Genomic DNA, 16171 nt, shown 5'->3' with positions numbered 1-16171 from the left:
TAACTCAGTAATCAACTTTTGCAGCTACTTTATTTTCTTTTTTGCTTGCATCATTAACGTGATCTTTTACTGTAATATCCCTATCGACTAATTCTATTACTGCCATTGCAGAACAATCACCCTTCCGAATGTTGAATTTTATTATCCTAGAATATCCACCTGCACGATTTTGATAACGGATAGCTAAAATAGCTAACAACTTATTAACTGCTAACTTATTATTATAAAGACGTGAAAGTAAGAGTCTTCTGCCATGCAAAGTATTTTTATTTTTAGCAATTGTAATAAACTTTTCTACATATGAACGAAGTTCTTTAGCTTTTGATAAAGTAGTTATGATTTGCTCGTGGTTAATTAGAGAAATAGACATGTTCTTCAACATTGATAACCTATGCTTGCTTCTACGAGATAGTTTACGCTTTTTTACTCTATGTTTCATATATCCCTAATCTTCATCAGTATGTTGTTTAGCTAATTCATCTATATTTTTAGGAGGCCAGTTTGGAATATCCATACCTAAAGATAAACCAAAATTATTTAAAACAGCCTTAATCTCATTTAAAGACTTCCTCCCAAAGTTAGCAGTTCTTAACATTTCACTCTCTGTTCTCTGAACAAGGTCCCCTATATAAGTGACATTTTCATTTTTTAAGCAATTGTGTGACCTCACAGACAACTCCATTTCATCTACTTTACGTAATAGAATAGGATCATAACCCAAATCCTTATAACTGCTAGATGAAGAAACCTGCAGCTTTTTATGACTTACATCAGAGTTAATAAAAGGCTGTAGTTGTTCTTGTAGTATCCTTGCAGCATAATCGACAGCTTGACTTGGAGAAATTGTACCGTCAGTTTCAATTGATAATATTAGCTTGTCCTTATCAGTAACCTGACCAACACGACTATTCTCTGCTTTATACGAAACCCTGCTAATAGGGCTATATAAAGCATTAACTGGAATGAATCCCTTCAGATCACGTTCGCTAATAAACTTCAAAAGCTCGTTTTCTTTATATTTAGTAACAGGAAGGTAACCCTTGCCACTAGCTACATATATAGTCATATTGAGCTCTACATTCTGCCCAAGTGTACATATTAGCAGATCCTCATTAATAATAGAACACTGATCATCAGTTTCCACCATCCCAGCCATTACCTGACAAGGCCCCTTAGCATTTAAATACAAGCATTTATTGGAGGTACCATTCAATTTACACCTCAACATACTCACATTCAATACTATATCAGTTACATCTTCTCTTACTCCATAAATTGAAGTAAATTCATGAGTTACACCTTCAATTTTTATCCCATAAACAGCGTTACCTACAAGAGAAGATAGCATTACACGCCTTAATGCATTACCAAGCGTTAAAGCAAAACCACTCTCTAATGGTTCTAATATTATATCACCTTTTTTATTTGAATCACCTGGTAACACTTTAATAGAATTAGGCCTGGTTAATTTACCTAAATTACCAAAAGCAGCAACATTATCATTGTGATACATAAAATAACCTTTTAAAATACTCTAGACTCTTCTTTTTTTCCTTAACCTACATCCATTATGAGGAACTGCAGTTTTATCTGCAATTGAAGTTACTGTTAATCCATAGCTTTGGAGTGCCTTAACTGCAGCTTCAGCTCCGAAGCCAGGACCACGTATTACCACAGAAACAACTTTCATACCAAACTTTTCTACTGCAATCTTTGCAGCAAACTCTGAAGTCTTACCTGCAGCATAAGGTGTAGATTTCCTTGAACCCGAAAAACCATGTGCACCAACAGAAGTTTGATATAGAGTATTACCTTGAACATCAGTTACATTTATAAAAGTATTATTAAAAGTTGCACGAATATAAATGACTCCAGTAATAACCCTCTTTGCGTTTTTAGCAATTGTTCCAGTTTTTTTCATAAATCGATAGCAACAAACTTACCTTTTCTCAGCAATAGACAAGCGAGACTTACTTTTACAGGTTTTAGCATTGGTATGAGTTCTTTGCCCTCTTACAGGTAATCCCTTTCTGTGCCTTACACCTTTGTAGCACCCTATTTCTATTAAAGACTTTATACTCATAGCTAATTCTTTCCTAAGTTCACCTTCTATAGTATAATTTTGTCTAATAAAATTACTGATCCTTTCTACTTCTCTGGCTTGTAACTCTGAAATACGTTTACCCTTATCAATTTTACAAGCATAGCAAATTGCATCCGCAGTAGCAATACCTATACCATATATATAAGTTAGCGCAAAAGGAACACATTTCCTGACTGGAATATTTACACCTGCAATGCGTGCCACTCAACTCTATACTTCAAATAATAATTTTTAATTGTACTATATAATAATCTTTAATCAAACTAAATTGCAAGAAATTTTGTTTTCTATGTCTTGTTTTACTTGAGTAATATCAAGATTAGCATTAACCATTAATAACCTATCTTTATAATACTCACGTAAACTTTTCATTTGCACATAATATTCACTTATTCTTTTATTAATTACAGATGAGCTAGAATCATCAATTCTTCTTTTTAAGCTTGTGCTATTACATTTTGCACAAACAAGATTATCTCTTTTCTTAAAAGAGGATACACTATATATGCTCTTACAATCTAAACATACAAGACGATTTTTTAATCTATCAACTGCAACTCTATGATTAATTTCCAATTCAATAGCAATACTCACGTCTCTATTATATTTCTCTTGTAAAATTTGAGTTAAGAAATGAGCTTGATTTAGATTTCTTGGAAAACCATCTAATAAAAAATTATTATCCACTGATTTAAGTTGTTCATATAGTAATTTACATACAATTTCATCGCGAATCAAATTACCAGACTCTATAGCACTTTTTACTTCTCTAGCTAACTTGCTGTTACTAGATATAATATTCCTCAATAAATCTCCTACTGAAACTAACTTTAGACTGTATTTTTCTGTTAAAAGGTTTGACTGAGTACCTTTACCAGAACCAGGAAGACCAAAAATTGTAATAATCATCTCAATTTTCTCGTCCTAGACTCATATTTCTTTATCCAGCTATCATACCTATTCGAAAAAATATAAGATTGTATTTGTATAATAGTATCAGTAACAACATTAACTATAATCAATAAGCTTGTTCCACCAAAAATAAATGGCACATTATAATAGTACCTTATAATCTCAGGTACAGCACATATAACCATCAAGTATACAGAACCAACAAACGTTAACTTTAAAACTATTTCTTGAAGATAATCAGAAGTATGCTTTCCAGGCCTCCTACCAGGTATAAATCCTCCATTCCTTTTAAGGAAATCAGCATTTTCTTCTGGATTAAATATGAAACTAGTATAGAAAAAATTGAAAAATACTATAAGTATTAAGTAAGCTATAATATAGACCACTTTATTTGCTATGAAGTGGCTTAAAATGAAATCAGAAAAAACATATCCTTTATAGAAATTCGCAATCGAAATAGGAGTCAATAAAATTGCATTTGCAAAAATAGTTGGTATTACACCAGATAAGTTAATCTTTAGTGGTATATAAGTAAAATCGTCATTATGTAATTTTTTAAACTGCTTTCTAGGATATTGAACAACAACTTTTCTATAAGATGATTCTATAAAAATAACCAAAAGCAATAGCAGGAAAAAGACTATTAAAATAAAAAAGATAACAAGTGGTGATATGCTCCCATCTTTACTCAACGTTAACAATGATGAAAAAGCACTATGCAATTCTGATATTATACCTGTAAAAATAATCAATGAAATACCATTACCTACACCATTAGCACTTATTTGCTCGCCAAGCCATATTAAAAATATTGTCCCACCTAAAAGGCTAAAAGCTCCTACTATACGAAACATAAAACCAGGTTCAATCACAACCAGTGTTCCTCCTCTATTCATCCTTTCTAATCCTATTAAAATAGTAACTGATTGAAACACACAAAATACTACAGTCATATAATACGTGTAAGAGCTCATCTTCCGACGTCCCAATTCCCCATCATTTTTAACTTCACTAATTCCTTTAATAGCAGAAGATAGTAATTGCATGACTATAGATGCAACTATATATGGCATAACACTTAGTGCTAAGATTGTCATTCTAGCTAATGCACCACCAGAAAACAAATTAAAGATCCCGAAAACACCAGAGCCTCCTTTAGGAAATATATCACTAATTATATCAAGATTTATTCCAGGAATAGGAACATAAGTACCTAAACGATAACAAATTAAAGCAATTAGAGTAAAAAGTATACGCTTAAATAAATCACCTTTATACAATAAGGAAGGATCCAAATTATTAAATGTAGGTTTGTTACTCATTGTTTATGATAGTACTTCTACACTACCACCAACTAAGACTACAGATTTTTTTGCAGCTTTTGATACAAAATCAACATAAAATATACATTTCTCACTCAATTCACCTTTATTAAGAAGCTTGATTTTGCCATTAACAGACTTTATAAAACCTAATTTACATAGCATTTTTTTATCTATAATGGACCCTTTTACTATTTTTTTAGCTTCTATTAGACGTTGCACATCTCCAACATTAATTACTGAACATATGTTCTTATATATAGGATTAAAACCTCTTTTAGGTAAACGAGTATATATAGATTGTTGCCCTCCTTCAAACCCATTTATAGAAACACCGCTTCTAGCCTTCTGGCCTTTATGTCCCCTACCAGATGTTTTCCCTTTGCCACAACCAATACCTCTACCTAGCAACTTAGATTTTTTCTTTTTTGATAACTTATCAAATACAGAGTTTAACTTTATAGTACTATTCATATTTTACCTATTTCCAATTATCTCGCTAATCTTTTTACCTCTTTTATTAGCAACTTGACGAGGAGATAACATATTATCAAAAGCCTCAAATACTGCGCATATAACATTATGAGGATTGTTTGATCTCGTAGACTTAGCTACTACGTCTTTTATGCCTAGTACTTCAAAAACTGATCTAATTGCTCCACCAGCAATAATGCCAGTGCCAGCTCTAGCAGCTCTTAAAACTATCTCACCAGAGCAAAACTTAGCTTTAATATCATGATGTAAAGTTCTACCTTCACGTAAGTATACTCTAGTCATTGATTTTTTAGCAGCATTTACAGCTTTTACTCTTGCTTCAGCAACTTCTGCATGTTTGCCCATGCCACATCCTACTCTACCCTTCTCATCTCCAACAACAACAAGAATTGAAAATGAAAACCTCCTACCACCTTTTGTGACTGTAGATACCCTTCGCACTGAAACTAAAAGTTCTGATAAATCACTACTATCTTGTGAATTCTTCATAACAGGCGCCCCAAAATTTTCAAAACTTAAACCCAGAACTTCTCAAAGCTTCAGCAAATTGAGAAATTAATCCTGTATACTTATATGCTCCCCGGTCAAATACTAATTTTTGTTCTAACTTCATATTAGATAGACGCTCAATCATTAAAGAAGAAACTTTTTTTATAGCCTCAGCGTTGACCCTACACTTACATGAATCCCTAATTTTAGCATCTAAAGTAGAAGCAGAAATAAGAGTTATTCCTTTTTCATCATTGATTAGTTGAGCATAAAAATGTTTATTAGACTTAAATACAGATATACGTAAATATTTCCTATCACCATTACTGAGTTTCTTTCTATTACGCAACTTCCTCTTTTCAAGATTATTCAAAAAATTATACAATCTCCTCATTTTAATTAATTCTTTTTACTTATAACTTTACGTAACACAAATCTTCCTCTTATCATGATACCCTTACCTTTATAAGGGTCATACTTTCTAATTTTGCATATATCAGATGCTGTCATATAAACTTTCTGCTTATCCATACCACTAACTATTAAGTGAATTGGTTTGATACACTTAATTTTAACGCCCTTAGGCACCTTATATTTAATATTATGGCTATAACCAAGATATAAAGTCAAATATTCACCATCACACTCTGCTTTATATCCTACACCATTAACCTCAAGATCAACAGAAAAATCGTTAATCATACCACTGATAATATTGCTAATATTGCTTCTGTAAGTGCCCCACAAAGGCTTCATTTTGCTCAAATTGCTTTTACACTTATCAATAGAAAGCAGCAACCGATTATCAACAACACAACATATAATATTTCTATCTAACATAAGTTCTTTTTCTGCTTTAGCACTTTTTATCAATATCTTGCCATTACTACACTCAACTGAGATACCAGCAGGAATATCGATAGGTGCAGCACCTATACGAGACATAACCTTTTCCCATTATTTTAAAATACACAGCACAAAATTTCTCCGCCAACCTTTAATTTACGTGCATTGTAGTCTGTCATTATCCCTTTAGACGTAGATACAATAAAAATACCAAGCCCATTATAAGCTTTAGTAATATCCTTGCACTTAAGATAACGACGACAACCAGGCTTTGATACTCTAACTATATCATTAATTACAGGCAACTTTTCATGATATTTTAACCTTATAACGAAAAACGGCACATTACCCATTACTTCTTTCTGGTAATCAAAAATATATCCTTCGTCTTTCAAGATCTTTAGCATAGAAGAATTGACTTTAGAGAACAAAACTCTTGTTACCCTATGCATTGCTAATTGAGCATTACGTATTCTTGTTAAAAAATCGCCAATACTGTCAGATAACATCTGAAGACACCTCCTACTTTATTATACTCACCAACTAGACTTTGTAACCCCAGGAATTTTCCCAAAAGCACATAAATTACGCAAAACAATCCTACACAAACCAAATTTCCTGTACACTCCCCTTGGCCTACCAGTTAAAACGCACCTATTTCTAATCCTGACCTTAGAAGAATCTCTAGGCAACTCCTTAATCAGCTTATTTTGAGCAGCAAACCTCTCACTAATAGGTATATTCTTATTATTTATTATAGATTTTAGCTTATTTCTTTTTTCACTATACTGATTATATAATTTTATCCTACGAAGGTTTCTCTGTATTATAGATTTTTTCGCCATATATATCCTTTCAACTAATCAAAAAAAGGGAATCTGAAAGCTAGTAATAACTGTTTTGCCTCCTCATCACTAGTTGCAGTTGTTATAATATTTATATCCATACCCCTAATTTTACTTACTTTATCATAATCTATTTCTAAAAATGAGATATGTTCCTTAATACCAAAAGAAAAATTACCATGACCATCAAATTGTTTTATGCTAAATCCCCTGAAATCTTTTTCACGTGGCAAAGTAACATATATTATTCTTTCCAAGAATTCATACATTTTATTCCTACGTAAAGTTACTTTACAACCTACTGTAGTACCTTTTCTTATCTTGAATCCAGAAATAGATTTTTTTGCATAAGTTAAAACAGGCTTTTGCCCTGTAATTAAATACAAACAATTAAATGGCTCACTTATTATTTTACTATCTGCAGAAGCACTTCCAATACCCATATTAACACATACCTTAACAAGTTTAGGCACTAACATTATATTACTGTAATTGAATTTATCTCTCAAGGACTTTATTATGCTATCTTTATATAATTCTTCGAACATGTTCACCTAATCTATCACTTCTCCAGAAATTTTTGCAAAACGTACTTTCCTACCATCTATGATCCTAAATCCCACTCTAGTTGGAGCTTTATATTTAGGATCTAAGATTGCAATGTTAGATATATCAATAGCTAATTCTTTATCTAATATGCCACCGCTATCACCAGCTTTAGGTTTGACATGTTTCTTATATACATTTATCCCAGAAACTATTGCCTTTTTTTTAGCATTATGCATCACAACCTTAATTATTTTACCAGTTTTTCCCCTGTCTCTACCAGATAAAACTATAATATCATCTCCACTTTTTATTTTTACACTCATTATAAAACCTCAAAAGCTAATGACATTATCTTCATAAAAGAACCAGATAGCAACTTCTTTACTGGACCAAATACTCGAGTACCAAGTGGTTCACCTTGATTATTAATTAAAACTACAGCATTGCTAGAAAAACGAATTATAGAACCATCAGATTTCCTAATAGGATTCTTTATTCTAACAACAACAGCCCTATATACTTTCCCCTTTTCAACTTTCCCTTTCGGGTTAATAGATCTAGCAGATACAACAACTATATCACCTACGGATGCGAATTTCCTGCCACCTAATAATCCAATACAAAGTACTTTACGCGCACCAGAATTATCAGCTACTTCTAATAATGTATTTTTTTGTATCATACCTAGAACCTTACTTGACTTGAACAATAACCCATTTTTTGGTATTAGAAATAGGCCTATGCTCTTGTATAAAAACTCTATCTCCTAGTCTGCAGATATTATTTTCATCATGAACAGTATACTTTTTGTACCTTTTCACAATTTTTTTATATAATTTATCTTTACATATTCGTAATACCAATACCTTTAAAGTTTTATTACACTTAGCTCTAATTATAACACCAGATAAAATCTTTTTAGGCATTTTTTTCGTTTATCCCTCTTTCATTTAATACAGTTAAAATACGAGCTATACTTTTCCTTATCAAACTAAAACGTGCAATATTGTTACATTGTCCCATTTTTTTTTGAAAAACTAAATTGACAAATTCTTTTCTCAAGCTTGTAAGTATTTCATATAACTCTTGCGAAGATTTTGACCTAATCTCAATTATACCCACCTTATCTCCAACTCAACTATGATTTGATACAAATTTACACCTCACAGGAAGTTTAGCAATCGCTTTCCCAAAGGCTAGTTTCGCTAAATGTAAAGGAACACCACCGCTAATTTCAAATAATACCCTGCCAGGCTTAGCTTTAAATACCCAAAATTCAATACTGCCTTTTCCCTTACCCATACGCACATCAGCAGGCTTCTTACTTACAGGGATATTAGGGAAAATTCTTATCCACACTTTACCAGAACGTCTTAACGTTCTAGATATTACACGCCTTACAGCTTCAATATGTTTAGATTGAATTCTACCAGCCTCTATAGCCTTTAAACCATAATCTCCAAAAGCTAACATATCACCAGCTTTTGTATTACCTTTAATTCTCCCTTTGAATACCTTTTTGTACTTGCTCTTCTTAGGAATAAACATTTAAATATACCTTAATTAACAATTATATACCCAAACTCTAACTCCTATAATACCATATATAGTCTTTGCTTCACACAAAGCATAATCTATATTAGCACGTAAAGTATGTAAAGGTAACCGACCTTCCTTATACCATTCAGTGCGAGCTATCTCAGCTCCACCAAGACGTCCAGAACAACTTATCTTAATACCTCCTCCTCCCATTCTTAAACAACTTTGAATAGCCTTTTTCATCGCTCTCCTAAATGAGATTCGTTTTTCTAACTGTTGTGCTATGCTATTTGATATTAAGGTTGCATCTATTTCAGGTCTCTTTATTCCTACTACATTTACTTCTACATTATCTTTTACCTTTTTAACTATTTTTTGCTTTATCTTCTCAATATCTAAGCCCTTTTTACCTATTATCAGCCCAGGCCTAGAAGAATGTATTGTTACAGACATCAAATCACCTTTACGTTCTATAATTATTTTAGAAAGGCCAGCATGTTTAAAAGATTCATTTATATAACTTCGAATAGACAAATCATGGTGTAATTTCTCTTTATAGTCTTTATTAGCATACCAAACAGAATCCCAGGTATTAGTATTTATTTTTAACCTTAACCCTATAGGGTTGACCTTTTGTCCCATATTTCACCTTTGTTCATTAACTTCGCATCTCACAAATCATTCAATTTCTCTTAAACTTATAGTTATATTACTGTAACATCTATCAATTCTGCTTGCTCTACCCATAGCTTTTGGATTTATCCTACGCAAAGTAAAAGACTTCCCTACTAAAATTTCCTTTATATATAGATTATCTACATCTAACCCATAATTATGTTGGGCATTAGCAACCGCAGAATTCAATACTCTTGCTATAAGACCAGCAGCTTTCTTCTCACAAAACTTTAATTGTACAGTAGCGAAAGAAACCTTTTTGTTACGTACTAAATCAGCAACTAAGCTCAACTTACGAGGGGTTGATTTCAAAACCCTAGAACTAGCTTTAACTACCATAAAACTACTCTTCATACCAATTACCTTCTAACTGCTTTTTTGTCAGCACTGTGCCCATTAAATTTACGTGTAGGTGAAAACTCACCAAACTTACGACCTATCATATTTTGATCATTAACATTAACAGGAATATAATCCTTACCATTATAAACAGCAAACTTTAAACCTAAACAATTAGGAAGAATTACAGAAGCTCTAGAATGAATCTTTATTACTTTATTAATAGTCCCTTCCTTTAAAGCCCTATTCACCAATTTTAATACAGAAGGATGACAAAAAGGTGGTTTCCATACAGATCTACTCATAGACTAACCTCTCAAATGTTCTATATATCTATCACTAAGCTTACCTTTTTTTCTAGTTTTCTTCCCTTTTGTTGCAATGCCCCAAGGGGTAACGGGATGACGTCCACCAGAAGTTTTTCCTTCTCCACCTCCGTGAGGATGATCAACTGGATTCATAGCAACCCCACGAACAGTTGGTCTAACTCCTAGCCACCTATTTCTTCCTGCTTTGCCCAATTTTCTATTCTTACGATCAAGGTTAGATACTACACCAATAGTAGCTCTACAAGAAGATAAGATCAACCTAACTTGACCAGACCTTAACCGTAACAAAACATAGTTATTATCATGACCGATAATCTGTGCATAACAACCAGCAGCTCGAGCAATTATGGCACCACCACCTGGCTTCAACTCAACACCATGCACAAAAGAACCGACAGGTATATATTTCAATGGCAAACAATTACCTGCTAATATATCAGCAGTATCACCCGATATTACAAGATCACCAGGCTTCACATTCTGTGGAGCTAATATATAAGATCTAGTATTATCACTTTTATATAATATTAATGCCAAAAACCCGCTTCTATTCGGGTCATACTCTATTTTTTCAACTATACCCTGGTCAGCTCTATTACGTTTAAAATCTACAACTCTATACTTTCTTTTGTGACCACCTCCCTTGTGACGAACTGTGATCCTACCGTAATTATTTCTTCCACCACTAGACTTCTTCCCAAATGTGAGAGATTTTTCTGGTTTATCTTTTGATAGACCAACCTTACTCACTAGTACAGTCCCACGGGAAGATGGAGTAACAGGGTTAAGAAACTTCATTCTCATATCAAACACTCATTATATCCAATTTTTGATCATGCATTAAAGAAAAATAAACTTTCTTTCTCTGCTTTTCATAACCAGCTATACCTCTAAAGCTCCTACGTTTAGATTTAACAGTAACAACATTTATAGAAGAAACTTTAACTCTAAATAGCGATTCTATTGCCAACTTTACTTTATGCTTATTTACATTTATAAAAACATATAAAGAATATTTGTTAAACTTCTCCCTTAGAAGCGAAGCTTTTTCTGTAATTACAGGACATTTTATTATATTATTATATTTTATCATAATAATCTGTCTTCAAGCTTACTCAAAGCATCATTTGTTAGCATTATACACTCATGATTTAATATATCGAGTACATTCAATCCGGTAGGTTTAATTAAATTTATATAGTATAAATTCCTAGTAGCTCTTAATAAATTGTCTCCATAATCACCAACTATCAAAAAAGAAGAAAACTTAAAATTTTTAATATACTTACATATCTCAGATGTCCTCTTCACATTAATATCTAAATTATCAAGAATAATCACCTGATTATTAAAATATTTTAGAGATAAAGCAATTTTTAACCCAAGTTCACGTACTTTTTTATTAAGAGAATAAGCATGACTTCTCACAACAGGACCAAAAATGATTTCACCACCTCTAAATTGAGGAGATCGTAAGCTACCCTGCCTTGCTCTACCAGTACGCTTTTGACTATAAGGCTTAGCTGTTGTACCAGAAATATCACTGATACCTTTTGTTTTGTGAGTACCGGCTCTCCTTCTTGCTAATTGCCACTTAACTATATCATGCAAAACACTTAATTTTTGTTTGACGGAAAATATTGAAGGATTAAGATGGACAACACCTATATCACCACTAGATAAATTAACTAACTTACATTCCATAACTAATTTTTTAAATCACCATATCAACATCATTTTCATCCAACAGCAAACTAACAAAAAACAGGAAAAGGTACATTCTTATGTAAAGGCTTTTTTACTGCATCTCTTACAAAGACATAAGAACTTCTAAACCCTGGAACATTATTGCCTTTTATAGCAATTAAACTATTTTCATGATCAATAAATAATACCTTCATATTTTGTACAGTTACTCTACTGTTACCTAAATGACCAGCCATTTTTTTCCCTTTAAATACTTTACCAGGGTCCTGACATTGACCTGTAGAACCTTGTGACCTGTGAGCAATAGAAACACCATGGGATGCCCTAAGACCACTAAAATTATGTCTTTTTATTACGCCAGAAAATCCCTTACCTACTGAGTAACCTGTAATATCAAGATATTGACCAATTACAAAATGATCAATACCTACCCTTTTACCACATTCTATTCCTGAGAGGTTATTTAATCTGCTTTCATACAATTTACATCTACTTTTTATTCCCTTTTTTTTTAAGTACTCTAGCTGAGGCTTTGAAATATTTTTAAAATCTCCAACACCTAAAATAACTGAATTGTATCCACACTTATCTTGCTCTTTTATATCAATAATATAAGTCTCCCTAAGATATAATAAAGTCACAGCTACAGAACTACTACTAGAGTATATAGTAGTATGCCCAACATTTTCCATTAATAAACCAATTCTTTTTAACAAACCTATTCTCTTCATTCTTTACTTTTTAGACTTTACAACCTTTTTAATTTTTGAATCAACTTCTACTCCAGGAAGAGGAGAAGGAAAAGATGAATCTCCAAGCATTTGTACTATAGTAGGAGTAGGATTATATAAAACAATTAAACGCTTAGAAGTTCTCTGCTCAAGCTGTTCACGAGATTTTTTATCAACATGAGGAGATCTATTAACGTTAAACTTAAGATTCTTCCTAGGTAAAGCAACCGGACCTGATAGTCTTGTGCCAGAATGTTTTAACTTATCTTTAAATTCACGTACAAACTTCCTAATATACTCCTCTAACCTAGAGCAATCAAAAGCTTCTATTTTAATATGTATCTCTTGCTCAGTCTTAGTCATCACACCCCACTTTTTACTCAAGAATTTCAGAAACAACACCGGAACCAACAGTTCTACCGCCTTCTCTTACTGCAAAACGTAATCCCTTATCCAGCGCTACTGGTGCTTGTAATTCTACCTCTATACTTACATTATCACCTGGCATCACCATTTCTTTGCCTCCTAACAATTTTATACTTCCTGTTACATCTGTAGTTCTTATATAAAACTGTGGTTGGTAATTTTCAAAAAATGGAGTATGCCTTCCTCCTTCCTCTTTCTTCAATACATATACTTCTGCTTTAAACTTCTGATGTGGTGTTATTGTACTTGGCTTTGATAATACTTGACCCCTCTCTACTTCTTCTCTTTTTATTCCTCTTAAGAGGATCCCAACATTCAGTCCAGCAGACCCCTTATCTAGGCACTTCTTGAACATTTCTACCCCTGTACATATTGTCTTCCGCGTTGCTTTCAACCCTACTATCTCGATCTCTTCGCCTGTCTTTATTTCTCCCTTCTCTATTCTTCCTGTCACTACCGTTCCACGCCCAGGTATTGAAAATACATCTTCAATTGGCATTAGAAACGGCAAATCTACAGGCCTTGGAGGAACTGCTACATATTCATCCAACTTTTCCATCAACTTTCCTATTGATTTCTTCCCATACTCATTACCTTCATCTTCTAATGCTTTTAATGCAGACCCAATCACTACAGGAACATCATCACCGGGAAATTCATACTTACTCAGCAATTCTCTAACTTCCATTTCTACTAAACCAATCATATCATGATCAGCTACATCAGCTTTGTTTATGTACACAACGATATACTTAACACCAACTTGCTTTGCAAGTAATATATGTTCTCTTGTTTGTGGCATTGGCCCGTCAACTCCAGATACTACTAATATCGCTGCATCCATCTGTGCTGCACCTACTATCATATTCTTCACATAGTCAGCGTGTCCAGGACAATCAACATGTGCATAGTGCCTCTTATCTGTCTCATACTCAACATGTGCTGTTGCTATCGTTATTCCCCTCTTTCTCTCTTCAGGTGCCTTATCTATTTGATCATACGCTATGAAATGCCCATAATACTTCGTTATCGCTGCCGTTAACGTTGTTTTCCCGTGATCTACGTGCCCTATTGTTCCCACATTTACATGCGGCTTGCCAAATGCTTCTACTATCTGTGTCATAATCTAAATTATTCTACCTAAAATACGAATACATCAATAGTAATATATTGATTTCATAAAAATACAACAAAAAAGAGCGGATAGTGGGATTTGAACCCACTCTACTAGCTTGGAAGGCTAGAACTCTACCAATTAAGCTATACCCGCATAATGGAGGAGGTAGGATTCGAACCTACGTACGTTCTCACGGACAGATTTACAGTCTGTTACCTTTAACCACTCGGTCACCCCTCCACACAAAATTTGTTAAGAAAACATTATCCAGTAACTTAACTAAGTTTTTTGCTACATCCATTAATAATAAATAGCTAAACTGAAAGATCAAGCAATAAAACCTAGGATAATTTTTATTATGCAGACTTCACCTTGTGTAACTTGATGTTATTAATAAAGCACTTAAACAAATAATGCGAATCATGCGTACCTGGAGCCTCTTCTGGGTGATATTGTACAGAAAAAACTGGATGATTTTTCATCATTATTCCTTCTATGCTGTTATCAAATAGAGAGATATGAGTAATCTCTAAGTTTTTAGGCAAAGAAAACGGATCTACAACAAAGCCATGATTTTGACTAGTGATTTCAACTTTCTTGCTATTTATATTGTATACTGGATGATTACTTCCTCGATGGCCAACGTTCATTTTAGCAGTTTTTGCTCCTAATGTAATTGCAAGTAATTGATGTCCCATGCATATTCCAAAAATTGGTATTTTGGACTTTATAATAGCACTTATTTCCGATATCACACTTTTTTCTATTTTTTGCGGATCACCTGGCCCATTTGAAAGTACTATACCATCCGGATACATATTTAATATTTTTTGAGAAAAGCCATTATCAGGCTTAACTAGCTTAACTGTACATCCAAGTTCTATTAAGCGTGAAACTATACTAGACTTTACACCAAAATCAACTACTATAACTCTATACTTTTCAATACCTTGGACTTTAACATCAACTGCTTGTGTAGTAGAAGGGAAATCAATGCCATTATTTGAGCTAACTGTATCAATTACCTTCATTCCATTTATAGGTTTATATTCACCTAACTCATTTGATAGATCTTTTACTATCTGAATAATCTGATTACTATAGGTTTTAGAATTACCAGGTAATGGGCGTGTTAATGAACATACTATTCCGTTCTGATATCCAAGCTTTCTTAAATGTCTTGTTAAGGCTCTAGTGTCAACTCCAGATATCCCAACTACACTATTTTCTTTTAACCAATCATTTAAGCTAATATATGAAGAAGGATGAGACGCAGGGGAAAGTTCGCGCATAATTACACCAGTTGCAAAAATTTTCTTTCCTTCATTATCTTTATTATTTATTCCAATGTTACCGATATGAGGAAAAGTGAACATTATAATTTGATCAGCAAAGGAAGGATCACTTATAGTATGTTGGTAACCAGTGGAACTAGTGGTAAAACAGATCTCACCTACACATTTACCCTTTTTACCTACTGACTTTCCTAAAAAGTATTTACCACTTTGTAAAACTAAAATCGCATCCTGCACTTGATTTTCTCTCATGTTATGTATAGTATATAAAAAGTTTTAAACAATTCAACAGAAAGAATTCTATCAAAATTTAAGATTTAATTTAATCACAAATGAGAGAAGTGCAACATGAACAAGGATTCCTTAACAAATTCTCACATACACAAAAGACAAGTCTTGACTACTACCATATTTTATGTGAACTAAATAAGTCATTATAAAGCAGAGAATT

28 protein-coding genes and 2 tRNA genes are annotated in these 16171 nt (G+C 32.9%); all 30 read right to left on the bottom strand.

The genetic code is table 11. From position 1 onward, the window contains the following. Positions 1–4: 4 nt before the first annotated feature. The gene (gene rplQ, locus GOY13_RS01435; RefSeq protein ID WP_175814066.1) at positions 5–439 is read right to left on the bottom strand and encodes a 50S ribosomal protein L17; all 435 of its coding nucleotides are present in this window, start codon (positions 437–439) and stop codon (positions 5–7) included. Between the two features lie 6 nt (positions 440–445). Continuing rightward, on the bottom strand, positions 446–1513 hold the full coding sequence (locus GOY13_RS01430) for a DNA-directed RNA polymerase subunit alpha (RefSeq protein WP_175814065.1): 1068 nt from the start codon (positions 1511–1513) through the stop codon (positions 446–448). A gap of 21 nt (positions 1514–1534) precedes the next feature. After that, positions 1535–1921 (bottom strand): 30S ribosomal protein S11, encoded by a 387-nt coding sequence (rpsK, locus tag GOY13_RS01425; protein ID WP_175814064.1) that lies wholly within the window; start codon positions 1919–1921, stop codon positions 1535–1537. 18 nt (positions 1922–1939) lie between these two features. Then, positions 1940–2308 carry a 30S ribosomal protein S13 gene (rpsM, locus tag GOY13_RS01420; protein ID WP_175814063.1) on the bottom strand — a complete coding sequence of 123 codons (369 nt, stop codon included), beginning with the start codon at positions 2306–2308 and terminating at the stop codon, positions 1940–1942. A 54-nt stretch (positions 2309–2362) separates the two neighbouring features. Then, positions 2363–3013, bottom strand: coding sequence for an adenylate kinase family protein (locus GOY13_RS01415; RefSeq protein WP_175814062.1), 651 nt, complete (start codon positions 3011–3013; stop codon positions 2363–2365). Further along, the gene (gene secY, locus GOY13_RS01410) at positions 3010–4338 is read right to left on the bottom strand and encodes a preprotein translocase subunit SecY (RefSeq protein ID WP_175814061.1); all 1329 of its coding nucleotides are present in this window, start codon (positions 4336–4338) and stop codon (positions 3010–3012) included. Before secY ends, GOY13_RS01415 begins: the two co-directional genes overlap by 4 nt. Positions 4339–4341: 3 nt before the next feature. Then, a complete protein-coding gene (gene rplO, locus GOY13_RS01405) occupies positions 4342–4812 on the bottom strand; it encodes a 50S ribosomal protein L15 (protein ID WP_175814060.1) in 471 nt (156 codons plus the stop codon). A 3-nt stretch (positions 4813–4815) separates the two neighbouring features. After that, positions 4816–5322, bottom strand: a complete 507-nt coding sequence (gene rpsE / locus GOY13_RS01400; protein ID WP_175814059.1) for a 30S ribosomal protein S5 — start codon at positions 5320–5322, stop codon at positions 4816–4818. Between the two features lie 19 nt (positions 5323–5341). After that, positions 5342–5716, bottom strand: coding sequence for a 50S ribosomal protein L18 (gene rplR, locus GOY13_RS01395; RefSeq protein WP_175814058.1), 375 nt, complete (start codon positions 5714–5716; stop codon positions 5342–5344). 5 nt (positions 5717–5721) lie between these two features. Beyond that, positions 5722–6267 carry a 50S ribosomal protein L6 gene (gene rplF, locus GOY13_RS01390; protein ID WP_175814057.1) on the bottom strand — a complete coding sequence of 182 codons (546 nt, stop codon included), beginning with the start codon at positions 6265–6267 and terminating at the stop codon, positions 5722–5724. A 17-nt stretch (positions 6268–6284) separates the two neighbouring features. Continuing rightward, the gene (gene rpsH, locus GOY13_RS01385) at positions 6285–6677 is read right to left on the bottom strand and encodes a 30S ribosomal protein S8 (RefSeq protein ID WP_175814056.1); all 393 of its coding nucleotides are present in this window, start codon (positions 6675–6677) and stop codon (positions 6285–6287) included. 27 nt (positions 6678–6704) lie between these two features. After that, the gene (gene rpsN, locus GOY13_RS01380; protein ID WP_175814055.1) at positions 6705–7013 is read right to left on the bottom strand and encodes a 30S ribosomal protein S14; all 309 of its coding nucleotides are present in this window, start codon (positions 7011–7013) and stop codon (positions 6705–6707) included. 14 nt (positions 7014–7027) lie between these two features. Then, positions 7028–7561, bottom strand: coding sequence for a 50S ribosomal protein L5 (gene rplE, locus GOY13_RS01375; protein ID WP_175814054.1), 534 nt, complete (start codon positions 7559–7561; stop codon positions 7028–7030). A 6-nt stretch (positions 7562–7567) separates the two neighbouring features. Beyond that, a complete protein-coding gene (gene rplX, locus GOY13_RS01370; protein ID WP_175814053.1) occupies positions 7568–7885 on the bottom strand; it encodes a 50S ribosomal protein L24 in 318 nt (105 codons plus the stop codon). Further along, positions 7885–8244, bottom strand: a complete 360-nt coding sequence (gene rplN, locus GOY13_RS01365; RefSeq protein ID WP_175814052.1) for a 50S ribosomal protein L14 — start codon at positions 8242–8244, stop codon at positions 7885–7887. Before rplN ends, rplX begins: the two co-directional genes overlap by 1 nt. Before the next feature lie 10 nt (positions 8245–8254). Then, entirely contained in the window at positions 8255–8488 is a 234-nt protein-coding gene (gene rpsQ / locus GOY13_RS01360) for a 30S ribosomal protein S17 (RefSeq protein ID WP_175814051.1), read from the bottom strand. Further along, the gene (rpmC, locus tag GOY13_RS01355; protein WP_175814050.1) at positions 8481–8684 is read right to left on the bottom strand and encodes a 50S ribosomal protein L29; all 204 of its coding nucleotides are present in this window, start codon (positions 8682–8684) and stop codon (positions 8481–8483) included. The genes rpsQ and rpmC overlap by 8 nt, the downstream gene beginning before the upstream one ends. A 12-nt stretch (positions 8685–8696) precedes the next feature. Further along, positions 8697–9110, bottom strand: coding sequence for a 50S ribosomal protein L16 (gene rplP / locus GOY13_RS01350; protein WP_175814049.1), 414 nt, complete (start codon positions 9108–9110; stop codon positions 8697–8699). 15 nt (positions 9111–9125) lie between these two features. Further along, positions 9126–9743 (bottom strand): 30S ribosomal protein S3, encoded by a 618-nt coding sequence (gene rpsC, locus GOY13_RS01345; RefSeq protein ID WP_175814048.1) that lies wholly within the window; start codon positions 9741–9743, stop codon positions 9126–9128. A 36-nt stretch (positions 9744–9779) separates the two neighbouring features. After that, a complete protein-coding gene (gene rplV, locus GOY13_RS01340) occupies positions 9780–10130 on the bottom strand; it encodes a 50S ribosomal protein L22 (RefSeq protein ID WP_175814047.1) in 351 nt (116 codons plus the stop codon). Between the two features lie 5 nt (positions 10131–10135). After that, entirely contained in the window at positions 10136–10420 is a 285-nt protein-coding gene (gene rpsS / locus GOY13_RS01335; protein ID WP_175814046.1) for a 30S ribosomal protein S19, read from the bottom strand. A gap of 3 nt (positions 10421–10423) precedes the next feature. Further along, positions 10424–11248 (bottom strand): 50S ribosomal protein L2, encoded by an 825-nt coding sequence (rplB, locus tag GOY13_RS01330; RefSeq protein ID WP_175814045.1) that lies wholly within the window; start codon positions 11246–11248, stop codon positions 10424–10426. Between the two features lies 1 nt (position 11249). Beyond that, a complete protein-coding gene (locus GOY13_RS01325; RefSeq protein WP_175814044.1) occupies positions 11250–11537 on the bottom strand; it encodes a 50S ribosomal protein L23 in 288 nt (95 codons plus the stop codon). Continuing rightward, positions 11534–12148 (bottom strand): 50S ribosomal protein L4, encoded by a 615-nt coding sequence (gene rplD, locus GOY13_RS01320; RefSeq protein WP_175814043.1) that lies wholly within the window; start codon positions 12146–12148, stop codon positions 11534–11536. Before rplD ends, GOY13_RS01325 begins: the two co-directional genes overlap by 4 nt. Positions 12149–12198: 50 nt before the next feature. Next, positions 12199–12882, bottom strand: coding sequence for a 50S ribosomal protein L3 (gene rplC / locus GOY13_RS01315; RefSeq protein ID WP_175814042.1), 684 nt, complete (start codon positions 12880–12882; stop codon positions 12199–12201). A 3-nt stretch (positions 12883–12885) separates the two neighbouring features. Then, on the bottom strand, positions 12886–13245 hold the full coding sequence (gene rpsJ / locus GOY13_RS01310; protein WP_175814041.1) for a 30S ribosomal protein S10: 360 nt from the start codon (positions 13243–13245) through the stop codon (positions 12886–12888). Positions 13246–13258: 13 nt separating this feature from the next. After that, positions 13259–14431, bottom strand: a complete 1173-nt coding sequence (gene tuf, locus GOY13_RS01305) for an elongation factor Tu (RefSeq protein ID WP_175814040.1) — start codon at positions 14429–14431, stop codon at positions 13259–13261. 75 nt (positions 14432–14506) lie between these two features. Then, positions 14507–14578, bottom strand: a tRNA-Gly gene (locus tag GOY13_RS01300). 4 nt (positions 14579–14582) lie between these two features. After that, a tRNA-Tyr gene (locus tag GOY13_RS01295) sits at positions 14583–14665 on the bottom strand. A gap of 116 nt (positions 14666–14781) precedes the next feature. Next, positions 14782–15957, bottom strand: coding sequence for a glutamine-hydrolyzing carbamoyl-phosphate synthase small subunit (carA, locus tag GOY13_RS01290; protein ID WP_175814418.1), 1176 nt, complete (start codon positions 15955–15957; stop codon positions 14782–14784). Between the last annotated feature and the right edge of the window lie 214 nt (positions 15958–16171).

Origin of the sequence: Wolbachia endosymbiont of Cruorifilaria tuberocauda (assembly GCF_013365475.1) — a bacterium.
Lineage (GTDB): Bacteria > Pseudomonadota > Alphaproteobacteria > Rickettsiales > Anaplasmataceae > Wolbachia.
Note: the sequence above shows the minus strand (reverse complement) of the source record. Positions and strands in the feature narration are given on the sequence as shown.